Origin of the sequence: Streptomyces chattanoogensis (genome assembly GCF_001294335.1) — a bacterium.
In the GTDB taxonomy this organism is placed as follows: domain Bacteria; phylum Actinomycetota; class Actinomycetes; order Streptomycetales; family Streptomycetaceae; genus Streptomyces; species Streptomyces chattanoogensis.
The window spans coordinates 1-20,334 of sequence record NZ_LGKG01000162.1 but is presented as its reverse complement, the minus strand read 5'-3'; the positions used below and the strand labels follow the sequence as shown (position 1 = coordinate 20,334).

At 71.7% G+C, this 20,334-nt stretch carries 20 protein-coding genes; 10 read left to right on the top strand and 10 right to left on the bottom strand.

What is annotated here, in order from left to right; translation table 11 throughout:
- Positions 1-101: 101 nt before the first annotated feature.
- The 4 genes from ADL29_RS29390 to ADL29_RS29375 form a co-directional block, all read right to left on the bottom strand.
- Positions 102-1,469: a hypothetical protein gene (locus tag ADL29_RS29390; protein ID WP_053926594.1), complete on the bottom strand. Its 1,368-nt coding sequence runs from the start codon at positions 1,467-1,469 to the stop codon at positions 102-104.
- Between the two features lie 172 nt (positions 1,470-1,641).
- Positions 1,642-3,246 carry a DUF4189 domain-containing protein gene (locus tag ADL29_RS29385; RefSeq protein ID WP_053926593.1) on the bottom strand — a complete coding sequence of 535 codons (1,605 nt, stop codon included), beginning with the start codon at positions 3,244-3,246 and terminating at the stop codon, positions 1,642-1,644.
- Positions 3,243-4,187, bottom strand: a complete 945-nt coding sequence (locus ADL29_RS29380; RefSeq protein WP_053926592.1) for a protein phosphatase 2C domain-containing protein — start codon at positions 4,185-4,187, stop codon at positions 3,243-3,245. The genes ADL29_RS29385 and ADL29_RS29380 overlap by 4 nt, the downstream gene beginning before the upstream one ends.
- The gene (locus ADL29_RS29375; RefSeq protein ID WP_046924386.1) at positions 4,184-4,867 is read right to left on the bottom strand and encodes a vWA domain-containing protein; all 684 of its coding nucleotides are present in this window, start codon (positions 4,865-4,867) and stop codon (positions 4,184-4,186) included. The genes ADL29_RS29380 and ADL29_RS29375 overlap by 4 nt, the downstream gene beginning before the upstream one ends.
- A 136-nt stretch (positions 4,868-5,003) precedes the next feature.
- Between ADL29_RS29375 and ADL29_RS44670 the strand changes: the two genes are divergently transcribed.
- The 6 genes from ADL29_RS44670 to ADL29_RS29345 all read left to right on the top strand — a co-directional run bounded on the left by ADL29_RS44670 (position 5,004) and on the right by ADL29_RS29345 (position 10,625).
- A complete protein-coding gene (locus ADL29_RS44670; RefSeq protein WP_211274413.1) occupies positions 5,004-7,112 on the top strand; it encodes a hypothetical protein in 2,109 nt (702 codons plus the stop codon).
- Positions 7,087-7,482 (top strand): hypothetical protein, encoded by a 396-nt coding sequence (locus ADL29_RS29365; protein ID WP_053926590.1) that lies wholly within the window; start codon positions 7,087-7,089, stop codon positions 7,480-7,482. Before ADL29_RS44670 ends, ADL29_RS29365 begins: the two co-directional genes overlap by 26 nt.
- Before the next feature lie 186 nt (positions 7,483-7,668).
- Positions 7,669-8,592: an NADP-dependent oxidoreductase gene (locus tag ADL29_RS29360; RefSeq protein ID WP_053926589.1), complete on the top strand. Its 924-nt coding sequence runs from the start codon at positions 7,669-7,671 to the stop codon at positions 8,590-8,592.
- Positions 8,593-8,625: 33 nt separating this feature from the next.
- Positions 8,626-9,564: an AraC family transcriptional regulator gene (locus tag ADL29_RS29355; RefSeq protein WP_053926588.1), complete on the top strand. Its 939-nt coding sequence runs from the start codon at positions 8,626-8,628 to the stop codon at positions 9,562-9,564.
- Positions 9,565-9,649: 85 nt separating this feature from the next.
- A complete protein-coding gene (locus tag ADL29_RS29350) occupies positions 9,650-10,057 on the top strand; it encodes a CoA-binding protein (protein ID WP_053926587.1) in 408 nt (135 codons plus the stop codon).
- Positions 10,058-10,082: 25 nt separating this feature from the next.
- Complete coding sequence (locus ADL29_RS29345; protein ID WP_053926586.1) at positions 10,083-10,625, top strand: GNAT family N-acetyltransferase; 543 nt, start codon at positions 10,083-10,085, stop codon at positions 10,623-10,625.
- An 18-nt stretch (positions 10,626-10,643) separates the two neighbouring features.
- Here ADL29_RS29345 and ADL29_RS29340 read toward each other — a convergent pair whose 3' ends face one another.
- Positions 10,644-11,201 (bottom strand): YbaK/EbsC family protein, encoded by a 558-nt coding sequence (locus ADL29_RS29340; protein WP_053926585.1) that lies wholly within the window; start codon positions 11,199-11,201, stop codon positions 10,644-10,646.
- A 79-nt stretch (positions 11,202-11,280) separates the two neighbouring features.
- Positions 11,281-11,853 carry a helix-turn-helix domain-containing protein gene (locus ADL29_RS29335; RefSeq protein WP_053926584.1) on the bottom strand — a complete coding sequence of 191 codons (573 nt, stop codon included), beginning with the start codon at positions 11,851-11,853 and terminating at the stop codon, positions 11,281-11,283.
- Positions 11,854-12,006: 153 nt separating this feature from the next.
- Between ADL29_RS29335 and ADL29_RS29330 the strand changes: the two genes are divergently transcribed.
- Positions 12,007-12,876, top strand: a complete 870-nt coding sequence (locus tag ADL29_RS29330) for a DMT family transporter (RefSeq protein ID WP_046930404.1) — start codon at positions 12,007-12,009, stop codon at positions 12,874-12,876.
- A 64-nt stretch (positions 12,877-12,940) separates the two neighbouring features.
- Here ADL29_RS29330 and ADL29_RS29325 read toward each other — a convergent pair whose 3' ends face one another.
- Positions 12,941-13,714, bottom strand: coding sequence for an acyltransferase (locus tag ADL29_RS29325; RefSeq protein ID WP_053926646.1), 774 nt, complete (start codon positions 13,712-13,714; stop codon positions 12,941-12,943).
- Between the two features lie 143 nt (positions 13,715-13,857).
- On the opposite strand from ADL29_RS29325, the gene ADL29_RS29320 reads away from it, so the two are divergent.
- From ADL29_RS29320 to ADL29_RS29310, 3 genes are all read left to right on the top strand, one after another.
- Positions 13,858-14,424 carry a gamma carbonic anhydrase family protein gene (locus ADL29_RS29320; RefSeq protein ID WP_053926583.1) on the top strand — a complete coding sequence of 189 codons (567 nt, stop codon included), beginning with the start codon at positions 13,858-13,860 and terminating at the stop codon, positions 14,422-14,424.
- A 188-nt stretch (positions 14,425-14,612) separates the two neighbouring features.
- Positions 14,613-16,673 carry an ATP-binding protein gene (locus tag ADL29_RS29315; protein ID WP_053926582.1) on the top strand — a complete coding sequence of 687 codons (2,061 nt, stop codon included), beginning with the start codon at positions 14,613-14,615 and terminating at the stop codon, positions 16,671-16,673.
- Between the two features lie 103 nt (positions 16,674-16,776).
- Positions 16,777-16,986: a hypothetical protein gene (locus tag ADL29_RS29310; protein ID WP_046930406.1), complete on the top strand. Its 210-nt coding sequence runs from the start codon at positions 16,777-16,779 to the stop codon at positions 16,984-16,986.
- A 315-nt stretch (positions 16,987-17,301) separates the two neighbouring features.
- On the opposite strand, the gene ADL29_RS29305 is transcribed toward ADL29_RS29310, so the two are convergent.
- The 3 genes from ADL29_RS29305 to ADL29_RS29295 all read right to left on the bottom strand — a co-directional run bounded on the left by ADL29_RS29305 (position 17,302) and on the right by ADL29_RS29295 (position 19,940).
- Positions 17,302-17,955, bottom strand: a complete 654-nt coding sequence (locus ADL29_RS29305) for a DedA family protein (RefSeq protein ID WP_053926581.1) — start codon at positions 17,953-17,955, stop codon at positions 17,302-17,304.
- 243 nt (positions 17,956-18,198) lie between these two features.
- Positions 18,199-18,654, bottom strand: coding sequence for a DUF4442 domain-containing protein (locus ADL29_RS29300; protein WP_046924398.1), 456 nt, complete (start codon positions 18,652-18,654; stop codon positions 18,199-18,201).
- A 494-nt stretch (positions 18,655-19,148) separates the two neighbouring features.
- Entirely contained in the window at positions 19,149-19,940 is a 792-nt protein-coding gene (locus tag ADL29_RS29295) for a spermidine synthase (RefSeq protein WP_053926645.1), read from the bottom strand.
- Between the last annotated feature and the right edge of the window lie 394 nt (positions 19,941-20,334).

The following is a 20,334-nucleotide window of genomic DNA, read 5'->3' as shown; positions in this document are numbered from 1 at the left end:
CTTTTCTCCTGCCACTCGTAGTTCGCGGTGCGCCGTAGCAACGGCCGGTGATATCGGCTCAGGTCAGCACCGGGAGTCCTGCGCTGTCGTCGTCTTCTCGGTCATCCAGGCATTCCTTTCGTTCGGCCGTCGTCACCGGCGGGACCGGGGCCGGGCGCTGCCGGTGGGGGTGGGGTTCCCGCGGCGGCGAGGACGCCGAGGACCGCCATGACGAGGACGACGAGTCCCAGGACCAGGGCCACGGCGCCCGGGGTGGGGTAGTTCCACAGGAACAGCGCGAGCACTCCCGCGCCGATGACGACTCCCGTCGTCCACGCGCGGTGCGTGTCGAGCCAGCGGCCCGCACCGCCGGTCCGCACCCCCGCCCGGGCCAGGCCCCGGCCCGCGGCCGTCGTGCCACGGCCGGTGATCCCACGTGTCCACCGGGCGCCGCGCCCGGGCCCGTAGAGATAGCCGGCGACCAGCACGATCACGGCGATGACCAGCACCGTGCGGGTGGTCTGCTGAAGGAACCGCACCAGGTCGTCGTAGACGGCGGAGGCGGCGTCCGGGGACTGCACCTTCGGGGATACGGATTCCAGGTACTTCTGGCGGAAGAAGGCCAGCGCGATGAGCAGGGCGGCCATCATCACGCCGAAGCCGACGGCCGCACTCATCATGGCCACCCGGTGCGAGGGCCCCGACCACACGGCCAGTGCCGCCAGCACCACGACCAGCACGGGCAGCCAGACACCGACGATGTTGAGCAGCCGCATGGCGTCCTGGGCCTTGTTGAGCTTGTCGGTCTTCACCAGCACGACGGACCTGTCGATGTCGGGGATTTTGTCGGCGTTCTTGAACCCCGCGTCGACCAGCTTTTTCTCGACCTGTTTGACCACCGTGCCGATGTCGAGCGTGATGGTGTTCCCCTTGGCCTCGACGGCGCTGCCGCCCTGACCGGTGAGGACGTTCACCACGGCGGCGTGCGCCCTGCGGTTGGCGCCGTCCCAGACATCCGCGAACTGGTCGCTGGTCACCACCTTGTTCACCACTGCGCGGACCGCACTGGTGGCACCGCTCTTCAATGCGCCGGCCAGGGTGCCGGCCCGGTCGACCACGACCGGCGGCGCGCCGGTCTCCTGCAGGGCGTGGGCGAGTGCCGCGGTGAGCCGTTCCGTGTCGATGTAGCCGACCACTTTGCCGGTCAGCCGGTTGGTCAGCGCGTTCTGGACCGCCGGGTTCCTGGCGAGGGGCGCCACGGTCTGGACGTACCGGCCGGTGTCCGAGACCTGGGAGTCCAGCCAGGCGGCGACGACGCCGAGGGGTGCGAGGAGGAAGGCCAGGACCAGCAGGAACGACGTGGCGGCGTACCGCAGCCGGCGGTGCCGCATTCCGGCTGCCCGGCGAAGCCGCTCGTAGTCCGCCCGCTCACCGGCGCTCAACGGCCCCTGGGGGCCGTCGGCGCCGGGCGTGGCGGACGACGCATGCATCGAGTGCTCCTTCGCTGCTCCGCGCGGATCCTCAGTCCACGGTCGTCACAGCTGGGGCGGGTACGCAACCGGGATGGTCAGGAACCGTCCTCGCGGTCCCCGCCGGGGCGCCCCGGGGCGTACCCCGGCCCACCGTCCGCGACCTGCAACCACGCAGGTCAGAGGCGAGGACTCAGTTCTGGTACCGCGTGGTGCAGGCATAGGTGATCCAGCGCCCGCCGCCTGCATTGGACATCGCGTTGTTCGTGGCCTCGACCGGGGTGTCGCCGTGACCGCCCCAGTACTGGCGGGTGCTGGAGTTGTACGCGATGGCTCCGCAGCCGTTGACGAAGCTGGTGAGCACCTTGCAGCCGGAACCGGAACACCTGCTCATCGCTCCCGACTCGGCGCCGCTTCGCGAGCGGTAGTCCCAGGCCCTGCCATAGCCGCCGTTGCTTGCCACGGCGATGGCCCCGTAGTAGTCGGGTCGTGGCGGTGGCGGGGGCGGAGCCGGGGGTGTCGTGGGGTCGGGTTCGGGAGAGTAGGTCGTCGGGTCGGGTTCGGGGGAATAGGTCGACGGGTCCCAGGTGTCCTCGTCGCTCGGCGATGTCTCGGGCTCGGTGGGCGCCTCCGTCGTCGGTTCGTAGCTGGGCACGTACGCGCTGGTGGACACGGTGGGTTGGGCGGAGGCATCGGAGTTGTCGTCGGACGAGTTGCCGATCACGATCAGCGCGATCAGCACCACCGCGACGGTAGCGACGAGCCCGACCGCACCCGCCGGGTTCTTCCCGGCCGGGCCCGTTCCCGCCGGGGACGTGGTGCCGGGCGGGCGCCCCGGGCCGGGGCGGTGGGCCGACGAGACGCGGGGCCGTCGGGGCCCTGGCCGGGGAGCGGACGGTGCGGCGGGGGCGGTGGATGCCGTGGCGCTCGCCGCGGTGAGTTGCTCGGCCCACAGGGCCGGCGTGGGCCTTCGGGCGGGGTCGGAGGTGAGGCTGCTGCGGGCCAGATCGCCGAGTTCCGGGCTGAGCGCGGCCAGCGCGGCGGGATCGGTGGCGGTCTGATCGCGGGCCAGGAGCCGGATGGCGAGCAGTGCGAGCTTGTAGATGTCGCTGGCGCGGGTCGCCTTCTCCTCGCCCGCAGGGACCTGCCAGTCGGGTGTCTCGGCCTGGGGCAGCACGGTGCTGCCCTGCCACCGCATGGCGTCGCAGTCGATGAGGAAGCACTCGGCCTGCGGGGTCGTGGTGAACAGCAGGTTCTTCGGGGAGAGGTCTCCGACCGTGATGCCGGTACGGTGGAGCCGGGTGAGCGTGGCCGCCAGGTCGGCCAGGATGGCGAGCCGGTCCCGGTCGCTGATGGTCAGGCCGATCCCGGCGACGTAGGAGTCGTCGTTGAGCAGATACTCCAGGTTCGCGAGTCGCTTCGTTCCCGCGGCCGTGCCGGTCAGGCTCTGGAAGGCGAACTGGAAGCGATCGGGTACCGCGCGCATGAGGAACCCGCAGGTCTGGCCCTGGCGTTCGACCACGGCCGCGGGCCAGGCGGTCTTCTCGCACAGCCACCGGCCTTCGGCAGCGCTCAGCTTGCCGATCAGGTCCACTCTCGACGCCAGTGCGTCGGCATCGAGATCGGGCAGCACGGCGGCGGCGTACTCCTTGTAGACCACATCCCAACCGCCGCCGCCCAAGGCCTCGTTGATCTTCTTGTTGGCCACCTGGTACACCGTGCCCTGGCCGCCTTGGCCGAGCTGGCGTCCCAGGGTGAGCGTGCTGTGATCGACGGGGCGTACGCGTGGTGCCGTCATCGCGGCTCTGCCGTGGCGCGGGGCCAGACCGCCAGCAGGGTCCGGTCGTCGTCGAAGGTCTCCCGGGAGAAGTCCAGGACGTGCGCGAGCCACAGCGGAGGCGGCGGTACGGCGAGGTGCCGGGCGAAGAGCGAGCCGACGTGGCCGTCGCCGTCGCCGAGCGGGTCTCCGAAACCGTCGGTGCCGACCAGCAGGACCTGACCGGGAGACAGGCGGGCGGTGGTCCCCTCGAGCCGATCGGGTACCTGGGGCAGCGGCGCCACCTCGTTCGAGACCAGCACGGTGTCCGAACCGGTCTTGGAGTCGAACAGCGGATGGTACCGGCCGCTGGACGGCTCCAGCATCCAGGCCCCCGAGTCCCCGATCCGGCAGAGCTCGACGCTGCCTCCCGTACGGTCAGGACGGACGACACCGGCCACGAGCGTCGTGGCGTACAGGCGCGCCACCTCGGCCGGCTCGGGGGCCTTCCCGCCCAGACGCCACTGTGCGAGCTGCCGCAGCCGTTCGGCGGCGTGGTGGGCGACGTCCTGGAAGTCCAGCGGTCCCTGACTGCCGGACAGCAGGTGGAGCATCCGTTCCAGGGCGGCCCGGCAGGATTCGACGGCGCCGTGTTCGGAGCTCGAGGCGCTCGAGACGCCGTCGGCAACGGCGAACACGATGCTGCCGGTGGCCTCGTGGACCGCGGCGCGTGCGGCGTCCTGGCGGGGCTGCCGGTAGTAGCGGTGCTTGGCGCCACGCACCGAGGCAAAACGCAGGGTGAGCAGGTCGGTTGACCAGCCGTCACATACGCTGTCCGGGAAGTCGAAGGCGTACTGGCCCGGCGGCCTCGCCTCGAACTCGGGTCCGGGCACGCCCACCGTGACCGGGTGCCAGGGCTCGGGCCCGGACAGGGACGGTGCGAGCGGCGGCGCAGCGGAGCCGTCCCCGCCGTGCGGACTCACTGCCCGACCTCGTCGATCGCCATGGTGAACTGCTCCGGCCGGTTGACCACAAGCTGCGGGCTGGCCGAGCCCAGCGCCTGCCCCGAGGCCACCAGGCTCGCGGTGAGCGCATGGAAGAACTCGGAGATCGCCTGGCCGATGTCGGTCCCGGGCTTGGCGACGAAGGCGAACTCAGGGCGCGTCGCCACCTCGACCATGGTGGCGGCCTGGGCGTCGCCGATCCCGCAGGCGATGATGTTCGGCGCGGTCGGTGTCTGGGACTTGTCGATCAGCTTGGCGTGCGGCCGCCGCCAGCCCTTGCCGTCGGTGGGCTGCCCGTCGCTGAGGAAGAACACCACCGGGCGGTGCACCTTGTACCCCTCGCCGCGCAGCCACTGCACGTCGGACGGAATCCGGTCCAGCAGATCGTCGAACACCGCCCCGTAGTTGGTGAGCCCCCGGATGGCCACCTGCGGCAGGCTGGTCTCGGTGCGCATGTCCGCCACCGCGAGCCGCACCTGCACGTCGTCGGAGAAGCCCAGCACGGCCAGCCGCAGTTTGGCCGCGATCATCGGCTCGGCCCGGAGCCCCTCGCACAACGACACCAGGCCGTCCGACAGTTCCCCCTGGTACGGCCCCATCGAACCCGACTCATCGGCCAGTACATACGCCGGAAGCAACACACCCTTGGTGTCCGCCATTTGTTCTCAACTCCCCGTTTCCGCCCCGTACTTGCAAGAACTGAACTTGCCGGACGCTGCTCTCTGGGAGTGCGCCCCCTGGTGCCGTATCTTCCCAAAGGGCGGGTACTGGCGGAAGCGACTTGGGGGAGTCACTGTGGGAGACCACTATTGGCAGGACGGATCCGACGAGCCGAAGCTGCCGACCTGGCAGCAGACACCCCGGGCCGTGCCACCGCCCCTGGGACAGCCCGCCTCGCCCACCACGCAGCCGCCGCCCACCACGCAGCCGCCGCCCGCCCGGCCCGCCCGGCCCGGAACAGGCACATGGGGCGCGGGAACGACGCACACCCACGCCTCACCGCCGCGGACCGCGCAGGTGCCGCCGCAGCCCCCGGCAGTGCCGCCACCGCCCTCAACCACGCCGCCCGCCAACGGGGTTCAGCAGCCGCCCGGGTGGCCCCACCGCAGGGGACGGCGCACCGCGGCACTCGTGGCCCTCGGCCTGGCCGCCGTCGTCGCGGGCCTGCTGGCCATGCCCAACGGATCGGATGCTCCCCGCGATTCCCGCGATGCGCACCGGGCAGCCCCGCAGCAGACCCGGAATCAGGCCCCCTTCGACCAGGCTTTGGCCCGCCTGGCGACAGCCCGGGGGCTGCACTACAAGGACACGGCCAACGGCATCACCCAGCGGGACATCACCGTCACCCCGTCCGGCACGCTCCTGGGATCCACCGGCGACGGCGGGACGGATCCGGACCAGGACGTCCTCAGAATCGGCGGCAAGACCTTCACCCGGCCGAAGAAGGCCCCGGACGACGAGACACCGGACGGGCAGCAGACGGATCCGGACACCCCGGGCAAGTGGACCGTCGACCGCGGCGAATCCGGCATCGGCCCCGTTCTGGCGCGGTTCCTGCCCCCGGCCGAGCTGGCACTCAAACTCTCGGACGCGGTGGACCAGGTGAAGGACCTGCCCGGCCCGGACGACCCGGACCTGCCCCCGCTGCGGGTCCACGGGGTGCCCGCACTGCGCGCCGACACCCCGGCGGGACGTCTCTTCATCACCAGGAACAAGCCGTACCGCGTGCTGCGCCTGGAACCCTACGGCCCGTCCGGCCGGCTCAAGCAGCTCAGTCGGCCCGGGCAGCGGCACAAGGGCGCAACGCCGTCCGCGATGCAGCGGGTGGCCACGAGCGCCCTGGAGCACGGCGGCTCCCGGGGGATGGACCTGTCCCCGGTTTCCGGCGGCCGGGCGGACGCGCTGTACGACAGCCTGGAGGCGGCCACCAGGCAGCTCGCGCATGCGGTGGACAACGGCATCGACTTCACTCTGAGCACCAACGGCGGCAATGTCAGCTGTGGCACCGGCGGTTGCACCGTCAGCCAGAATTTCACCGGTGCAGTGACCTCTGACGCCAAGGTCCATCTCACCGGCGGTACGGTCACCGCGGTCATGCGCGCGACCGTGACCATCGACGGCCAGGGCGCCGGCGGATGCACCAGCCCGCGCAGCGCCTTCCCCCTCACCGGTAACACGGTGTCAGGCACGCTGTCCTGCTCGGTTCCCGGCGCCGGCGCGGTCTACGCCGCCGTCGACGCGAGATACCGGGCCCAGGCCGAGGCGGAATCCCAGGCGTCCGGCGGGCGGCCCGTCCCCTACCGCTTCCCGTACGCGGCCCACCCCGTGGTCTCCGCCGCCGCCCTGGCCACCGGCGAGGTCGACAAGCTCGTCAAACGGGTGCAGCAGGAGCGCCGTGACCGGGACGGGAGGTGCTCGACCGGCAACACGTCCACTCGGGCGTCCTCGCTCGCCAACCCTGGCGGCCGGAGCCACCGCACAGACAGCGACCGCGCCTCCTCTGTGCGCGCGGACGACGTACCGGTCCTCATCCGCCACACCGATGACGATCCCCGTGACTTCCCGAACCAGATACCCGAAGACAAGCCCCAGTGGTTCAAGTCGATTTCACCCGGACAGGCCCTGGCTCGATCGGGAAACTACGCGTACGTGGTGCTGGAAAACGGTGAACTCGTCATCGGGAAGCGCACCGCGGGTCATGTCAGCCTGGCCCAGGGCGGCCGGGTGCTGGCCGCCGGCGAATTCAAGACCAAGGGCGGCGAGGTTGTCCATCTCGACAACAAGTCCGGGCACTACAGGCCCTACGGAGCCCATGCACGGCAGGCAGCCGTCGACGCGTTCAACAGAAACGGACTCAGGGCTGATGGAAAGTACATCGATGCATGGGGAAGGCCCGACTGCTGATCCCCTGACGGGCTTCAGAAGCATCGTTCACGACATCCTGGACGCCGCGGAGGCCTCGTGCGGAGCGGAGGCACTCGAGCGGGATCTGGAGCGCGCGCTCACGGCGCTGCAGCGGAGTCCCGCCCTGCGGCCGCAGTTCGAGACCGAGCTCATCTCCCTGATCGATTCCCCCGGGGAGGGCGTCGTGGAATTGGTGTCCTTCGCCATGCATGAGCTGCGCTGGCCGGCGGTCGAGGCGGCGATCCGCAGCCGGATCTCCGCTCCCGGGCGGAACGTCAGCGACCGTCGGCTCCACGAGGCGATGCTGGACGCGTTCTCCGACGCCTGGCGCGACCGTGATCTTTACGCGAGGTTCGGCCGCCTGGGGTGAACGACGCGTAACAGGCTCACCGCGAGACGCTGGGACATGTAAGCGAGACGGAAGGCTATTCTGCGGCTCGTTCGATCTTCCTAGGGTTGAGGACATCACGCAGGACACCGGTCCGGACAACGATCCGGACGCCGGTCCGCAAACCGATCCGGGCATCAACCTTGCCCGAACCCAGGGAGAGTTATCGTGCGCGCAGTGATCCAGAAGTCCGTCGGCGGCCCCGAGGTCCTCGAGGTCGTGGAGACCGAGCGGCCGGTGCCGCAGTCCGGCGAGGTGCTGGTCAAGGTCCATGCCAGTGCGGTCAACCCGGTGGACGTGGCCGTCAGGGCCGGCCTCTTCCCCCTGCTCGGCGAGCCGCCGTTCGGTGTGGGCTGGGACATCTCCGGGGTGGTCGAGGAGGTGGGCCCCGGCGCCGGCTTCGAGGTGGGCGACGAGGTGTACGGGATGCCGTTCTTCCCCCGCGCCGCCACCGGCTATGCCGAGTACGTCGTCGCACCGTCCGGCCAGCTCGCCCGCAAGCCCGTCTCCGTCGGCCATGTGCAGGCCGCCGCCCTCCCCCTCGCGGCGCTCACCGCCTGGCAGGGCCTGGTGCAGGCGGCGGACGTCAAGGAGGGCGACCGGGTGGTGATCCAGCGGGCGGCCGGCGGCGTCGGCCACTTCGCGGTGCAGATCGCGAAGGCACGCGGCGCCCATGTGACCGCCATCGCCAGTGCGGCCCGGCACGACTTCGTCCGTGGCCTCGGCGCCGACGAGATCATCGACTACCGGACCACCGACTTCACCGAGGCCGTCAAGGACGCCGACGTGGTCCTCGACTCCATGGCCCAGGGCGATCTCTCGCTCCGCGCCGTGCGGCCCGGCGGCGTGCTGATCAGCATCCTGGAACACGAGGACCAGGAGCTCGCCGCGCGCGTCGAGGCGGCCGGACGGCGCTTCGCCGGCATCTTCGTCCAGCCGGACCGGGCCGCGCTCGAGGCGATCGCCGAGCTGGTCGACGCGGGCCGGATCCGGCCGTACGTCGAGGCGACCTTCCCGCTGGAGGAGGCCGGCAAGGCCCATGAGCTGGTCGAGGCGAAGCACGTACAGGGCAAGATTGTCCTGACGGTCTGACCGCGACGGGCCGCACCAGGGAAGGCGAGGCCGATGGACATCCTCACCGAGGCGCTGGCCTCGATGCGTACCGGAAGCCCGGCGTCCGTACGGACCAACGGCCGCGCTCCCTGGGGCCTGCGGCTGCCACCGGTCGCGGGCGCCGGGTTCCATGTGGTGCTGTACGGGACCTGCTGGCTGGTCCCCCTCGAGGACGCACCACCGCATCTGAAGCCGATCCCGCTGAGCCCCGGCGATGTGATCTTCCTGCGCGACGGCCGGGGCCACATCCTCGCCGACCAGCCCTCCACACCGGCCGAGGAAGAGAAGGCGGAGCAGTACCGGCAGGATTCCCCGATCGGCACGGTCACGATCGGCGGCGAGGGCCCCGAGACCAGCCTCCTGTGCGGCAACTACCACCTGGACCAGGGCCGTCCGCATCCCCTGGTGCGCCAGCTGCCCGAGGTGATCCATCTGCCGACGCGGCACGGCCGCCATCCGGAGCTGAGCGCCGCCGTCCAGCTCCTCGGCTCCGAACTGGAGAACCCGCGTATCGGCTCGGACGGCATCGTGCCCGCACTGATCGACTCGCTGCTCCTCTACATCCTGCGGGCCTGGCTGGACGATCAGCCGCCGGCCACCGCCCGGGGCTGGGCCGCGGCCCTGAGCGACTCGGCGGTGGCGCCCGCCCTGTCGGCCATCCACGACACCCCCTCGGCCCAGTGGACGGTCGAATCGCTGGCCGAGCGGGCCGGGCTGTCCCGCGCGGCGTTCGCCCGGCGGTTCACGTCGCTGGTGGGCGAACCGCCGATGGCCTATCTGACCCGCTGGCGCATGACGACCGCCGCCCGTCTGCTGCGCGAGTCCGACGCCCCGCTGACGACGGTCGCCGCCCGCACCGGATACGGCTCGGAGTTCGCCTTCGCCAAGGCCTTCAAGCGGGAGTACGGCCTGGCTCCGGGCGCCTACCGTCGCCGGAACAGGGCGGCCTGATCACCGGAACCGGCAAGGGGGAATCAGCTGCGCGGGCCGCGCGTTGTGCTGTGGCGGAACCACGGACGACAGGAGACACCACCCCATGCACGACGACCACGCGACCATCCGCAGGATCCTCACCGAGCTCGGAGACACCTGGGCGGTCGTGGGACTGTCCTCGAACCGGCAGCGCGCCGCATACGGCGTCGCCGGGGTGCTGCAGCGTTACGGCAAGCGGATCGTCCCCGTACACCCGAAGGCCGAGACCGTGCACGGGGAAGCGGGCTATCCCTCCCTGGAAGCCATCCCCTTCGCGGTCGACGTCGTCGATGTCTTCGTCCGCAGCGACCTCGCCGGAGCCGTCGCCGACGAAGCCGTCACCATCGGCGCCCAGGCAGTCTGGTTCCAGCTCGGCGTCACCGACGACGCCGCTTTTCACCGCACCCGCGCCGCCGGCCTCACCATGGTCATGGACCGCTGTCCGGCCATTGAGATACCCCGTTTGGGCTGAGCACGGGGTGCGTTAGCGTCCCTGCATGATCACGCCGCGTGCCGCCCTCCCCGAGGACGCCGCCGAACTCGTCCGGCTGCGTCGCCTGATGTTCCTCGCCATGAACGGACGTGATGAGCCCGGGAGCTGGGAGCGGGACGCGGAGGCGGTGGCGCGCCGGCAGCTGGCCGGGCCGGATGCACCGCTGGCCGGGTTCGTGGTGGACGGCGAGGGGGACGGTGCGCCGCATCTGGCGGCGTGCGCGGTCGGCCGGATAGAGGAGCGGCTGCCCGCACCCGGACACCCGTCGGGGCGCTTCGCCTTCGTCTTCAATGTCTGTACGGACCCGCGCTATCGCGGCCGGGGCTATGCGCGTGCCACGACGGAGGCGCTGCTGGACCGCTTCGCCGAGCGGGGCGTCACCCGCGTCGATCTGCATGCCACGGACGAGGCCGAGGCCCTGTACCGCAGCCTGGGCTTCACCGAGCATGCGACGCCGCTGTCACTGGATCTGCGCTCCCGCGCGGGCGCCGGGCAAGCGGGGACCGCGCAGGCGGATCGGACCGATCGGACCTCTCGGGCCGAATAGCGCCTTCCGGGGCGGGAGTTACCGGACGCCGAGCCCGTCCAGGACCGTGGCGCCGGGCAGTTCGGCCAGTGCCTTGCCCGGCACGATGAGCTTGCCGCGCCGGCTGCCGCTGCCGATCAGCGCGTACGGGACGTCGGCCACGGCGGCGTCCACCAGCACCGGCCAGCCGCCGGGCAGGCCGATCGGGGTGATGCCCCCGTATTCCATCCCGCTGTCGCCGACCGCGGTGTCCACCGGGGCGAACGATGCCTTGCGGGCGCCCAGGTGGCGGCGGACCGTGCCGTTGACGTCGACCCGGGTGTGCGAGAGGACCAGGCACGCGGCCAGGGTGACCTCGCCGCCGCGCTTGCCCGCCACCACGACGCAGTTCGCCGACTGCTCCAGCAGCCAGGCACCGTGGTGCGTGACGAGGAGCTCGGTGTCTGCGATGGCCGGATCGGTGTCCACGTAACGGAGTTCCTGCACCGGCACGGATCCACGCCAGTCGCGGATCGCCGCGGCCACGGGCTCGGCCAGCAGGTCCAGGCACTCGGCGGCGGGGCGGACATCGTCGAAGGCATCCATCGGAACGGGCATGTCCGCCAAGCTAACAGCCGCGGCCCGATCCGCGGCCGCCCGTCTCACCGTCTGGATCACCGCGCGGGCGGCACCGGGCTCACCGCCCGAGCGGGATGATCACCGACATCGTCATCGCGACCGGCTCGTCCCCGTCGTTGCGGTAACCGTGCGCCACCTTGGCCTCGAAGGTCGCCGAGGCCCCGGCCGGGACCTCGTACTCCTCGCCGTCCACGACGAGCGTCAGGGTGCCCGACCGGACATGGATCAGCTCGACGGTGCCCGGGGGATGCGGATCCGAGGCGCTGCGGTCGCCGGGCATCAGCCGCCAGTCCCACAGCTCGAAGGGGCCGGGCGCCTCGGCGCCCACCAGGAGCGTGGTGTGGCTGCCGGCCTCGGTGGACCACAGCTGCACGGCCTCGTCCGGCGCCACGATCCGCACCTGCGGGCCCTGTTCGTAATCGAGCAGCGTGGTGATGCTGACCCCCAGCGCGTCGGCGATCTTGACGGTGGTGCCCACGCTCGGGTTCGTACGGGCCTGCTCGATCTGGATGATCATGCCGCGGCTGACCCCGGCCCGCGCCGCCAGCGCGTCGAGGGTGTAGCCGCGTTCGGTGCGCCAGTGCTTGAGGTTACGGGCAAGCGACTGCGTGAGCTGATCGAGATCCGTCACGGTCCGTCCAAGTCGAGGTCCATCGGGGTCCAGGGATCCATGAGCAGCCATGAGCACCCTGGTGGTGCAATATATTCACTACGTCAGTCCAATTTAATGAACTACTGTGTGGTGCACTTCCGCGTCCACGACACTGTACTGCGAGGTTTCCCCATGACTGCGGTCTTCGCCCTGGCCACCAGCCTCCTGTGGGGGCTCGCCGACTTCGGCGGCGGACTGCTCACCCGACGCCTGCACGCGCTGACCGTCGTGGTCGTCTCGCAGACCCTGGCCGCGCTCGCCCTGGGTGCCATCGTGCTGGCCACCGGCGGCTGGCGGGAGGCCGGTCCCCAGCTGTGGTTCGCGGTCGCGGCCGGCGTCGTGGGCCCCGCCGCGATGCTCTGCTTCTACCGCGCGCTGGCGCTCGGCCCGATGGGCGTGGTCTCCCCGCTCGGCTCCCTGGGCACCGTCATGGTCCCGCTCGGCGTCGGCATCCTGGCGGGCGAACGGCCGGGCCTGGTCCAGGTCGCGGGCATGGCCGTGGCCGTGGTCGGCGTCCTCCTGGCGGGCGGGCCGCAGCTCGGCGGCGCTTCCGTGGCGCGCCAGACCATCGTTCTCACCCTGATATCGGCACTCGGCTTCGGCGCGGTGATGTCCCTGATCGCGGAGGCGTCCACGACCCTGACCGGCCTGTTCCTCGCCCTGTTCGTCCAGCGGGTGTGCAATGTCGCGGTGGGCGGCGCGGCGCTGTACGCGACGGTCCGGCGCGGCACCCCCGCGCTGCCCGAGGGCGGGTTCACGGCGCTGCGCGGTTCGCTGCCCGCGCTCGCCTTCATCGGCCTCGCCGACGTCGCCGCCAACGGCACCTACTCCCTGGCCGCCCAGCACGGCCCGGTCACCGTCGCGGCCGTCCTCGCCTCGCTCTACCCCGTCGTCACCGCCCTCGCCGCGCTCGGCATCCTGAAGGAGCGGATGCGTGCCGTCCAGACGGCGGGCGCCTCGCTCGCCCTGGTGGGAACGGTTCTGCTCGCTTCGGGCGGCTGACGGCTGACGGGGGCTCAGGTAGGCGGCGGCGCGGTCATCGGCCCCGCAGGCCCGCCCGTACGCCTCATGACGCCTCGTACGCCCCATCGGTCGCCGCGGCCTCCTCCGGCTCCCACCCCTCCAACGCGAGCAGCTGCTCCGGGGTGACGCCCTCGGGGATCGGCACCGGCGCCGGCGTACGCAGCGGCGGCTGCCAGCCCGCCTCGGGGTCCCAGCTGCGGACGACCCTGGCGGGCGCACCCGCCACCACCGCGTGGTCGGGCACCTCGCCGCGCACCACCGCACCGGCCGCGACCACCACATTCCTGCCCAGCCGCGCGCCGGGCAGGATGACCGCCCCGGTGCCGATCCAGCTGCCGGAGCCGATGCTGACCGGGTCGGTGCGCGGCCACTGCTTGCCGACCGGCACCTCGGGATCGTCGTAGCTGTGGTTGGTGGTGGTGACATAGACCCCGGGGCCGAAGAAGCAGTCATCACCGATCGTCAGCCGGACATCCGCGATCACATGGCTGCCGCGGCCCAGGACGACGCCGTTGCCCAGGGTGAGGATGGGGTCCGGGCCGAGATCCAGGTCCGGCATCATGCCCGCCGTCAGAGTGACGTCCTGGGCGATGATGCAGTGCTCGCCGATCTCGATCCAGGGGTCGCCGAAGACCGTGCCCTGCGGAAAGGCCAGCCGGGCACCGGCGCCGAGCCGGCGGAAGCGGTACGGGCCCGGGCGCTCGGCCGTAACGGCCGCGGCCTGCCTCACCCAGCGCACGCCCCGGTGGACGGCACGCGACACGGCCCGGCGCCGCCAGGCCGCAAGGGATGAGAACACGTTCTGGTTCGACGGCACCCGCACACCGTACTCAGCGCGCCGGGCGGCCGGTCGCACCCCGCGCTGTGATCTTCGCCCCACCGGCGGCCGCCCCCGCCCGCCGCTGCGACCGTCGTCTACGGTGCCGTTGGCGCGGCACACCACTGGCGAGGAGAAGCAAAATGGCAGGACGGGCGTTGATTTCAGGGGTGGCCGGCGCGGAGCCGACGATCGATCCGGCGGCCTTCACCGCGCCCACGTCCGTCGTGGTCGGCGACGTCACCCTGGCTCCGGGGGCGAGCGTCTGGTACCACGCGGTGCTGCGCGCCGACTGCGGCCCGATCGTGCTCGGCGCCGACAGCAACATCCAGGACAACTGCACGGTGCATGTGGACCCCGGCTTCCCGGTGACCGTCGGCGAGCGGGTCTCCGTGGGCCACAACGCGGTCCTGCACGGCTGCACCGTCGAGGACGACGTCCTGGTCGGTATGGGCGCCACGGTCCTCAACGGTGCGCACATCGGCGCCGGTTCGCTGGTCGCTGCACAGGCGCTGGTCCCGCAGGGCATGCAGGTGCCGCCCGGCTCACTCGTCGCCGGGGTGCCGGCGAAGGTCAAGCGGGAGCTGACCGACGAGGAACGCGAGACGATAAAGCTGAACGCCGCGATGTATCTGGAACTGGCGGCCCGGCACCGGGATTCGGTCCAGGAGGCCGACGCAGTCCCGGAGGCCGGGGAGGACGAGGGCTGACCTGCCGGCCCACGCCGGGCACGGCTGAGCCGTCCCCTCCAGCCCGGTGCCCCTGGGGCGCCGTCAAACGCCCCTGTCGCGTTTCCCCCGATAGATAAGGACACTCGCCTGTTTACCGGGCGGTCGGTTCTGGCATCGTTGGTCGTCCATAGGGACGGCGCGGCGCTGTGCCGTGGACGGGATGGCGGATGAGCGCGTGGGCCGATCACCGGCCACTGCCCGAGGTGGTGGGCCGGGCCGTTGAGCACGAGCGGGTGTCCGGGCTGCTGGACGGCTCGCCCCTGGTGACGCTCACCGGCGGCGCCGGGGCGGGCAAGAGCGTCCTGGCCCGCGCCGTCCTGGACGAACGCATCGCACGGCACGGCGGCACGGTCATCCGGGTCGGCTGCTGGGACGGCCTGTCCGACGGCGGTCTGACGGATGCTCTGCTCGAGGCCGCGGGGCTGCCGGCCACCACCCTCCCCCAAGCTCTCAAGGAGCAGGGAGGTACCCCCTTCACCGGCGCGCAGACCGTGCGCCGGGGCGCCCCGCTCCCGTACGAACCGCCGCGCGGCGGTCCCCGGCAGGCGCGCCCGGCCGACGGCGCCACTCTCGCGGCGCTCGCCGCGCACTGCGTCCGGCAGGGCGCGACCCTCCTGCTGGACGACTGCGATCCGGTGCTCGACGCCTGCGCGCAGCTGGTGCGGCGGCTGCTGCGGGCCGAGCCGACGCTGCAGATCGTGGTGACGTCCCGGCGTTCGCTGGGGCTGCCCCTGGAGCGGGTGGTGGACATCGCGCCGCTGCCCGTGACGCTGGGCGAGGGGATCGCGGGTCCGGCCGTCGAGCTGCTGGCCGCGCGGGCCGAGTCGGAAGCAGCGCCGGAGCTGCTGGTCGCCGTCTGCGAGGCGCTCGAGGGCTCGCCGCTGGCGATCGAGCTGGCCGCGCGGCAGCTGGACCGGATGTCGCTGCCGCAGCTCGTGGCGCAGGTGAGCGCGGACGGCCCGCTGTTCTATTCGGGCCCGGCGCCGACCGCGCGGCACACCTCTCTCTACGCGGCCCACGCCGCCGGCTACGCCCTCTGCTCGCCCACGGACCGGCGGGTGTGGGCGCGGCTCTCGGTGCTTCCCGGGGACTTCGATCCCTGGCTGGCGGGATGCGTCTGTGCCAGCAGTGACGTTCCTGCGCCGGAGATCGACGCGGCGCTGGAGCGGCTGCGGCTGGCCTCCGTACTGGAACGCGTACGGGAGAGCGGCGGCCCGCAGGACACCCGGGCCGCGCTGTCGCCGCGCTACCGCCTCCCGCGCGGCGCCCGGGACTTCGGGCGGACCCAGCTGCGCGAGGCGGGCGAGGAGTCCGCGGCGCTGCGCCGGTTCCGGCAGGCGTGCGCGGCGCTCGCGGCGGAGGCGCAGATCGCCTGGCAGGGACCCGACCAGCAGATCGCCGTCCGGCTGGTGGAGGACGAGCAGCACAACCTCGACGCGGCGCTGACCCGGCCGCCGCAGGACGCGGACGACGCGCTCAGCGCCCTGGAGATCGCGGTCTCGCTGTGGTTCCAGTGGGGGGCCTGCGGCTTCCGCCGGGAGGGGCGGGCGCATCTGGACCGGCTGCTGCTGCTCTCCCGGGGCGACACCCCGCTGCGTGCGCGGGCGCTGTGGCTGGCCGGCTGGCTCGCGGCGCAGGAGCATGCGCTCGCCACCGCGGAAGCGCTCCTCGACCAGGCGTGGACGGCGGCGGTGATGCACGCCGACGACGACGGGCTGGCCCGTATCGCGCATGCGCACGGCGTGCTGGCGCTGTACCGGGAGGACAGCGGGGCGGCGGTGGCGTGCCTGGAGGAGGCGGCCGGGCACCGGTCCAAGGACCCGTGGTTCGGGCCCGGTCCCGCCCACAGCTGCGCCCTGCTCGCCATCGCACTGTCGGCCGTGGACGCCGAGGAGGCGGCGAACGCCGCCCACCGCGCCTGGGAATCCCGGCACTCCGACGGCGACTTCTGGCTGTACTCCACCGTCCTGTACGCCCGCGCCCTCACCGAACGTGCCCATGGTCGGCCGGAGGCGGCACTGCGGGCGTGCCGCAAGGCACTGGCGGCCAAGAAGCTCGTCGGGGATCCGCTGTTCATCGCGGGGGCCCGCAACATGCTGGCCGCGCTGCGCCGCGAGGTACGCGAGGGGGCCGCGGTGCCGGAGGCCGGCGCGGGTACCCGGTGGTGGCAGCGCGGCGGCGGGGTACGGACGGCCCCGTTCTTCTCGCGGCTGCGGACGGGGTCCTGAGGGCGCTCAGGTGGGCGCCCGGCCACCCACGCCACTCACACAGCGTGACCGTTCAGCCGCGTTCGGGATGCGGACGCGCCGGGCCGCCCGCATCCTGAAGGGCATGAAGCGTGCCCCCGTGATCGTGCACCCGCCCTGCACCGGCGGGCGCCGCGTCACGCTCCACGGACAGGACCTCGGCCGCGCCCTGCGCCGCGGCGATGTGGCCGCGTATCTGCGCCGGGCCGGATTCCCGACGGCACAGTTCGCCTGGGACGACACCGGCCTCATCGAATGGCGCGACGGCGGCCCCGATGTCTGGTCGAGCCCCTGACAGACCGCGACGCGGCAGCCGTCTTCCGCTCGAAGCAGCCGCCTTCCGCTCGAACCGGTGCAACCAGCGAAACCGGTGGGCACGGTACGCGGCCCCAGCACCCCGGCAGCGAACAACGCCCGCCAGGCGCCCCGCCGTTCCCCAGGCATACCTGGCCCCACCTCACCCTCGGCAATGCCCGACAGGCGCCGCAACCCGCAACCCGCAACCCGCAACCCGCAACCCGCAAAACACGACACCGGCCCGGTGGCAAGCGCTACCGGGCCGGTGACCGCAATCTCCGTAGCCGCGTGAGCAACTGCTCCCGACGGAAGGTCAGTCGATCGCCGCCGGAACCTGATCCTGAGCCTTCGCCTCACGCTCCGCCGCCGCCTTCTTCGCGCGGCGCTTCATGATCAGGAACGAGCCGAGGCCGAAGCAGAGGGCCGCCACCAGGCCGAGCCACTGGAACCGCCGCAGCCACGACTCTGCCACCATGCCCAAGGTGTAGATGAGCGCGGTGGTGCCGCCGGCCCAGATGATGCCGCCGAGGACGTTGGCGATCAGGAACTTCCAGTACGGCATCTTCAGCACGCCAGCCAGCGGACCCGCGAAGATCCGCAGCAGAGCGATGAAGCGGCCGAAGAACACCGCCCACATGCCCCACTTCTCGAACTTCTCCTCCGCCATGGCGACATGGTCGGGACCGAAGTGCTTGGGGAACTTCCGGCCGGCCCAGTTGAGGAGCGGCTGGCCCCCCTTGCGCCCGATCATGTACCCGATGGAGTCACCGATGATCGCGCCGGCGGACGCGCAGGCGCCCAGCACGACCGGGTTGATGTGGTCCTGGGTCGCGGCGAGGATCGCCGCACTGACGAGGACGATCTCACCGGGCAGCGGAATGCCCAGGCTTTCCACCCCGATGACCACCCCCACCAGGAGGTAGACGCTCACGGCCGGTACCGTCTCGAGCCACTCCTGGATGTGCAAAGCCGCTTCCTCCACTTGATGTAGGGCCCCCGTGGGCCGCTGCCCGGCCGCCTGTGCCACCGGGCCGGTCGATACCCTGGCGCGCCGTAACAACGCGCCCGGGAAGCGTACTCGATAGCCCGCATCGGACGCGGATGAGCGACGGCCCGCCGCGCACTGCACGACGGGCCGGGAAACGGTCTTCACCTACTGGACCTGATGGCTCACGCAGAACTCACCACAGTCGCTTACGCTGCACTCGTCTCACTTATTGGGACGCAACGTCCACACAATGGTCATCTCGCCGGTGACCGCGCCGTCCTCACGGGTGATGCTGACCTTGACCGGGAACTCCGGGCGCTCGCCGGCATCCAGATCGGCAACCACCTCGGCCACCGGCCGGCCGAGCTCCGCGGTCGCGGTGACCGGGCCCATGGCGAGCTTCTTGTAGCCGATCTCGGCGCGCACGGCCAGCGGCACCGCCCGCCCGAGCTGATCGCCGAAGGCCGTCATCACGATCGCACCGCTGGCCGACTCGGCGAGGGTGAACATCGCTCCGGCGTGCGGTCCGCCGACGTGATTGTGGAAGTCGGACTGGTCGGGCATACGGACCACGGCGCGCTCGGCGGTGGTCTCGGTGAACTCGAGGTTCAGGGTGCGCACCATCGGCACGGACGCCGACATCATCTCGCCGATCGACGGCAGGGTCTCGGAGGACATGGCAGCATGTTACCTACGGGTAGCTTGGATGAAAAGGCCCGCCCGACCCTCCCGCCCCCGCACTTCACCGACACTCACGGACACTCGCTGACACCGGTCTGCCCAGGAAGCGACGCACACCCCGCGCACGACAGCGGACCCTGACAGCGGCGTCGCCTTCCAAACTCCCTCCCGGCACCACACAACAACATCACCCAATACGGTGAGTAATGCACCGAGGGGAACTTATAGCTCTCCGTAATTCGTTGCCGAGAACAAGGAGGAGGCAGCAAGGAGGCCAAGGCGGCAGAGAAGGCACACGGAGACCCACCCAAGCCAACACCCGCACAACCCAGCACCCACCCAAGCCACCACAGACCCCAAGACCAACCAACCGCAGGCCAAAGCCGACGACCAGGGGCCACCCGTCGGGTCGGGGGACGGCGGGCCACTCCGCGGCCCAGGCCAAGGCCCAAGGCCCAACCACCCCAAGCGCTCATCACCGCCCCAGGCGCTCAGCCGACGCTGAACGCTCCCGAGGGCGGTTCCGGTGAAGGAACCGCATCGGCGTCGCGTACGGGCAGCGCGCCCGCGATCATCCGGCGCAGCGCCGCGCCGTGTTCGACCCGGGCCGGGAACGCGTCACCGGCCACCCGCCTGGCCAGCGCGGCGAGCGGCAGCTCCGTGCGCGAGGCGAGGAGCACGGCATTGCCGAAGCGGCGGCCGCGCAGCACGGAAGGCTCGGCGATCAGCGCCAGCTGCGTGAAGACCGTGGCGAAATTGGCGAGTTGGCCGCGCAGGAAGTCGAAGGGTGCGCCGTCGGCGAGGTTGGCGGCGTAGAGGCCGTGCGACCGCAGCACACGGGCGGCGGCCTGCGCGTACTCGACCGAAGTGAGATGGGCCGGCACCCGGGAACCGCCGAAGACATCGGCCACGATGATGTCCGCGCTGCCCTCGGGCGCCTCCTCCAGCGCCGTACGGGCGTCCTGGGCGCGCACCTCGATGCCGGAGCCGTCGGGGAGCGGCAGGTGCTGTGCCACCAGGGCGAGAAGGCCGCGGTCGGCTTCGATGACGCGTTGCCGGGAGCGCGGGCGGGTGGCGGCCAGATAGCGGGGCAGGGTCAGTGCACCGCCGCCCAGGTGGAGCGCGTCGAGGGGCTGTCCCGGGGTGGTGGCCTCGTCCAGGACGTGGGCCAGTCTGCGGACGTACTCGAATTCCAGGTGGGTGGGGGCGTCGAGGTCGACGTACGACTGCGGGGCGCCGTCGACCGTCAGCAGCCATGCGCGGGGGCGGTCGATGTCCGGCATCAGTTTGGCGGTGCCGTGGTCCACGGGGCGGGTGACGGGTATCGGGTCGGGAGTGGTGTCGGGTATCGGCGGCCTGGTCGGTGCGTCAGGCGTTCCCGGGTGTGCGTACGTCTTCCCGGTGACTTCGTCCGCCGGCGCGATGTGCTGGTCCACCGTCCCATTGTGCCGGGCGGGGCTGGAGGGCGGGCGGGAGGGCGGGCGGAAGCGGGGTCCGGGCTGCCCGGCCGGGGGCGTCTGACCTTGGAAATCTGTTCTTGGGTATCTGACCTTGGGCATCTGACCTTGGGCGTCTGGGAGATCTGTCCGTCGGTGTCTGGGGATCTGAGCTTGGGGTGTCTGGCTGTGGGTGGCCCCTTGGAGGTCTGGCCAGTGGGTGCCGTGGGTGGGGTAGGGC

Excerpts from the sequence above, each read along its gene's own strand:
- ADL29_RS29390 (WP_053926594.1), bottom strand. The coding sequence starts at position 1,469 with ATGCATGCGTCGTCCGCCACGCCCGGCGCCGACGGCCCCCAGGGGCCG.
- ADL29_RS29385 (WP_053926593.1), bottom strand. The coding sequence starts at position 3,246 with ATGACGGCACCACGCGTACGCCCCGTCGATCACAGCACGCTCACCCTG.
- ADL29_RS29375 (WP_046924386.1), bottom strand. The coding sequence starts at position 4,867 with ATGGCGGACACCAAGGGTGTGTTGCTTCCGGCGTATGTACTGGCCGAT.
- ADL29_RS29365 (WP_053926590.1), top strand. The coding sequence starts at position 7,087 with ATGCATGGGGAAGGCCCGACTGCTGATCCCCTGACGGGCTTCAGAAGC.
- ADL29_RS29355 (WP_053926588.1), top strand. The coding sequence starts at position 8,626 with ATGGACATCCTCACCGAGGCGCTGGCCTCGATGCGTACCGGAAGCCCG.
- ADL29_RS29350 (WP_053926587.1), top strand. The coding sequence starts at position 9,650 with ATGCACGACGACCACGCGACCATCCGCAGGATCCTCACCGAGCTCGGA.
- ADL29_RS29345 (WP_053926586.1), top strand. The coding sequence starts at position 10,083 with ATGATCACGCCGCGTGCCGCCCTCCCCGAGGACGCCGCCGAACTCGTC.
- ADL29_RS29340 (WP_053926585.1), bottom strand. The coding sequence starts at position 11,201 with ATGCCCGTTCCGATGGATGCCTTCGACGATGTCCGCCCCGCCGCCGAG.
- ADL29_RS29330 (WP_046930404.1), top strand. The coding sequence starts at position 12,007 with ATGACTGCGGTCTTCGCCCTGGCCACCAGCCTCCTGTGGGGGCTCGCC.
- ADL29_RS29320 (WP_053926583.1), top strand. The coding sequence starts at position 13,858 with ATGGCAGGACGGGCGTTGATTTCAGGGGTGGCCGGCGCGGAGCCGACG.
- ADL29_RS29315 (WP_053926582.1), top strand. The coding sequence starts at position 14,613 with ATGAGCGCGTGGGCCGATCACCGGCCACTGCCCGAGGTGGTGGGCCGG.
- ADL29_RS29310 (WP_046930406.1), top strand. The coding sequence starts at position 16,777 with ATGAAGCGTGCCCCCGTGATCGTGCACCCGCCCTGCACCGGCGGGCGC.
- ADL29_RS29300 (WP_046924398.1), bottom strand. The coding sequence starts at position 18,654 with ATGTCCTCCGAGACCCTGCCGTCGATCGGCGAGATGATGTCGGCGTCC.
- ADL29_RS29295 (WP_053926645.1), bottom strand. The coding sequence starts at position 19,940 with ATGCCGGACATCGACCGCCCCCGCGCATGGCTGCTGACGGTCGACGGC.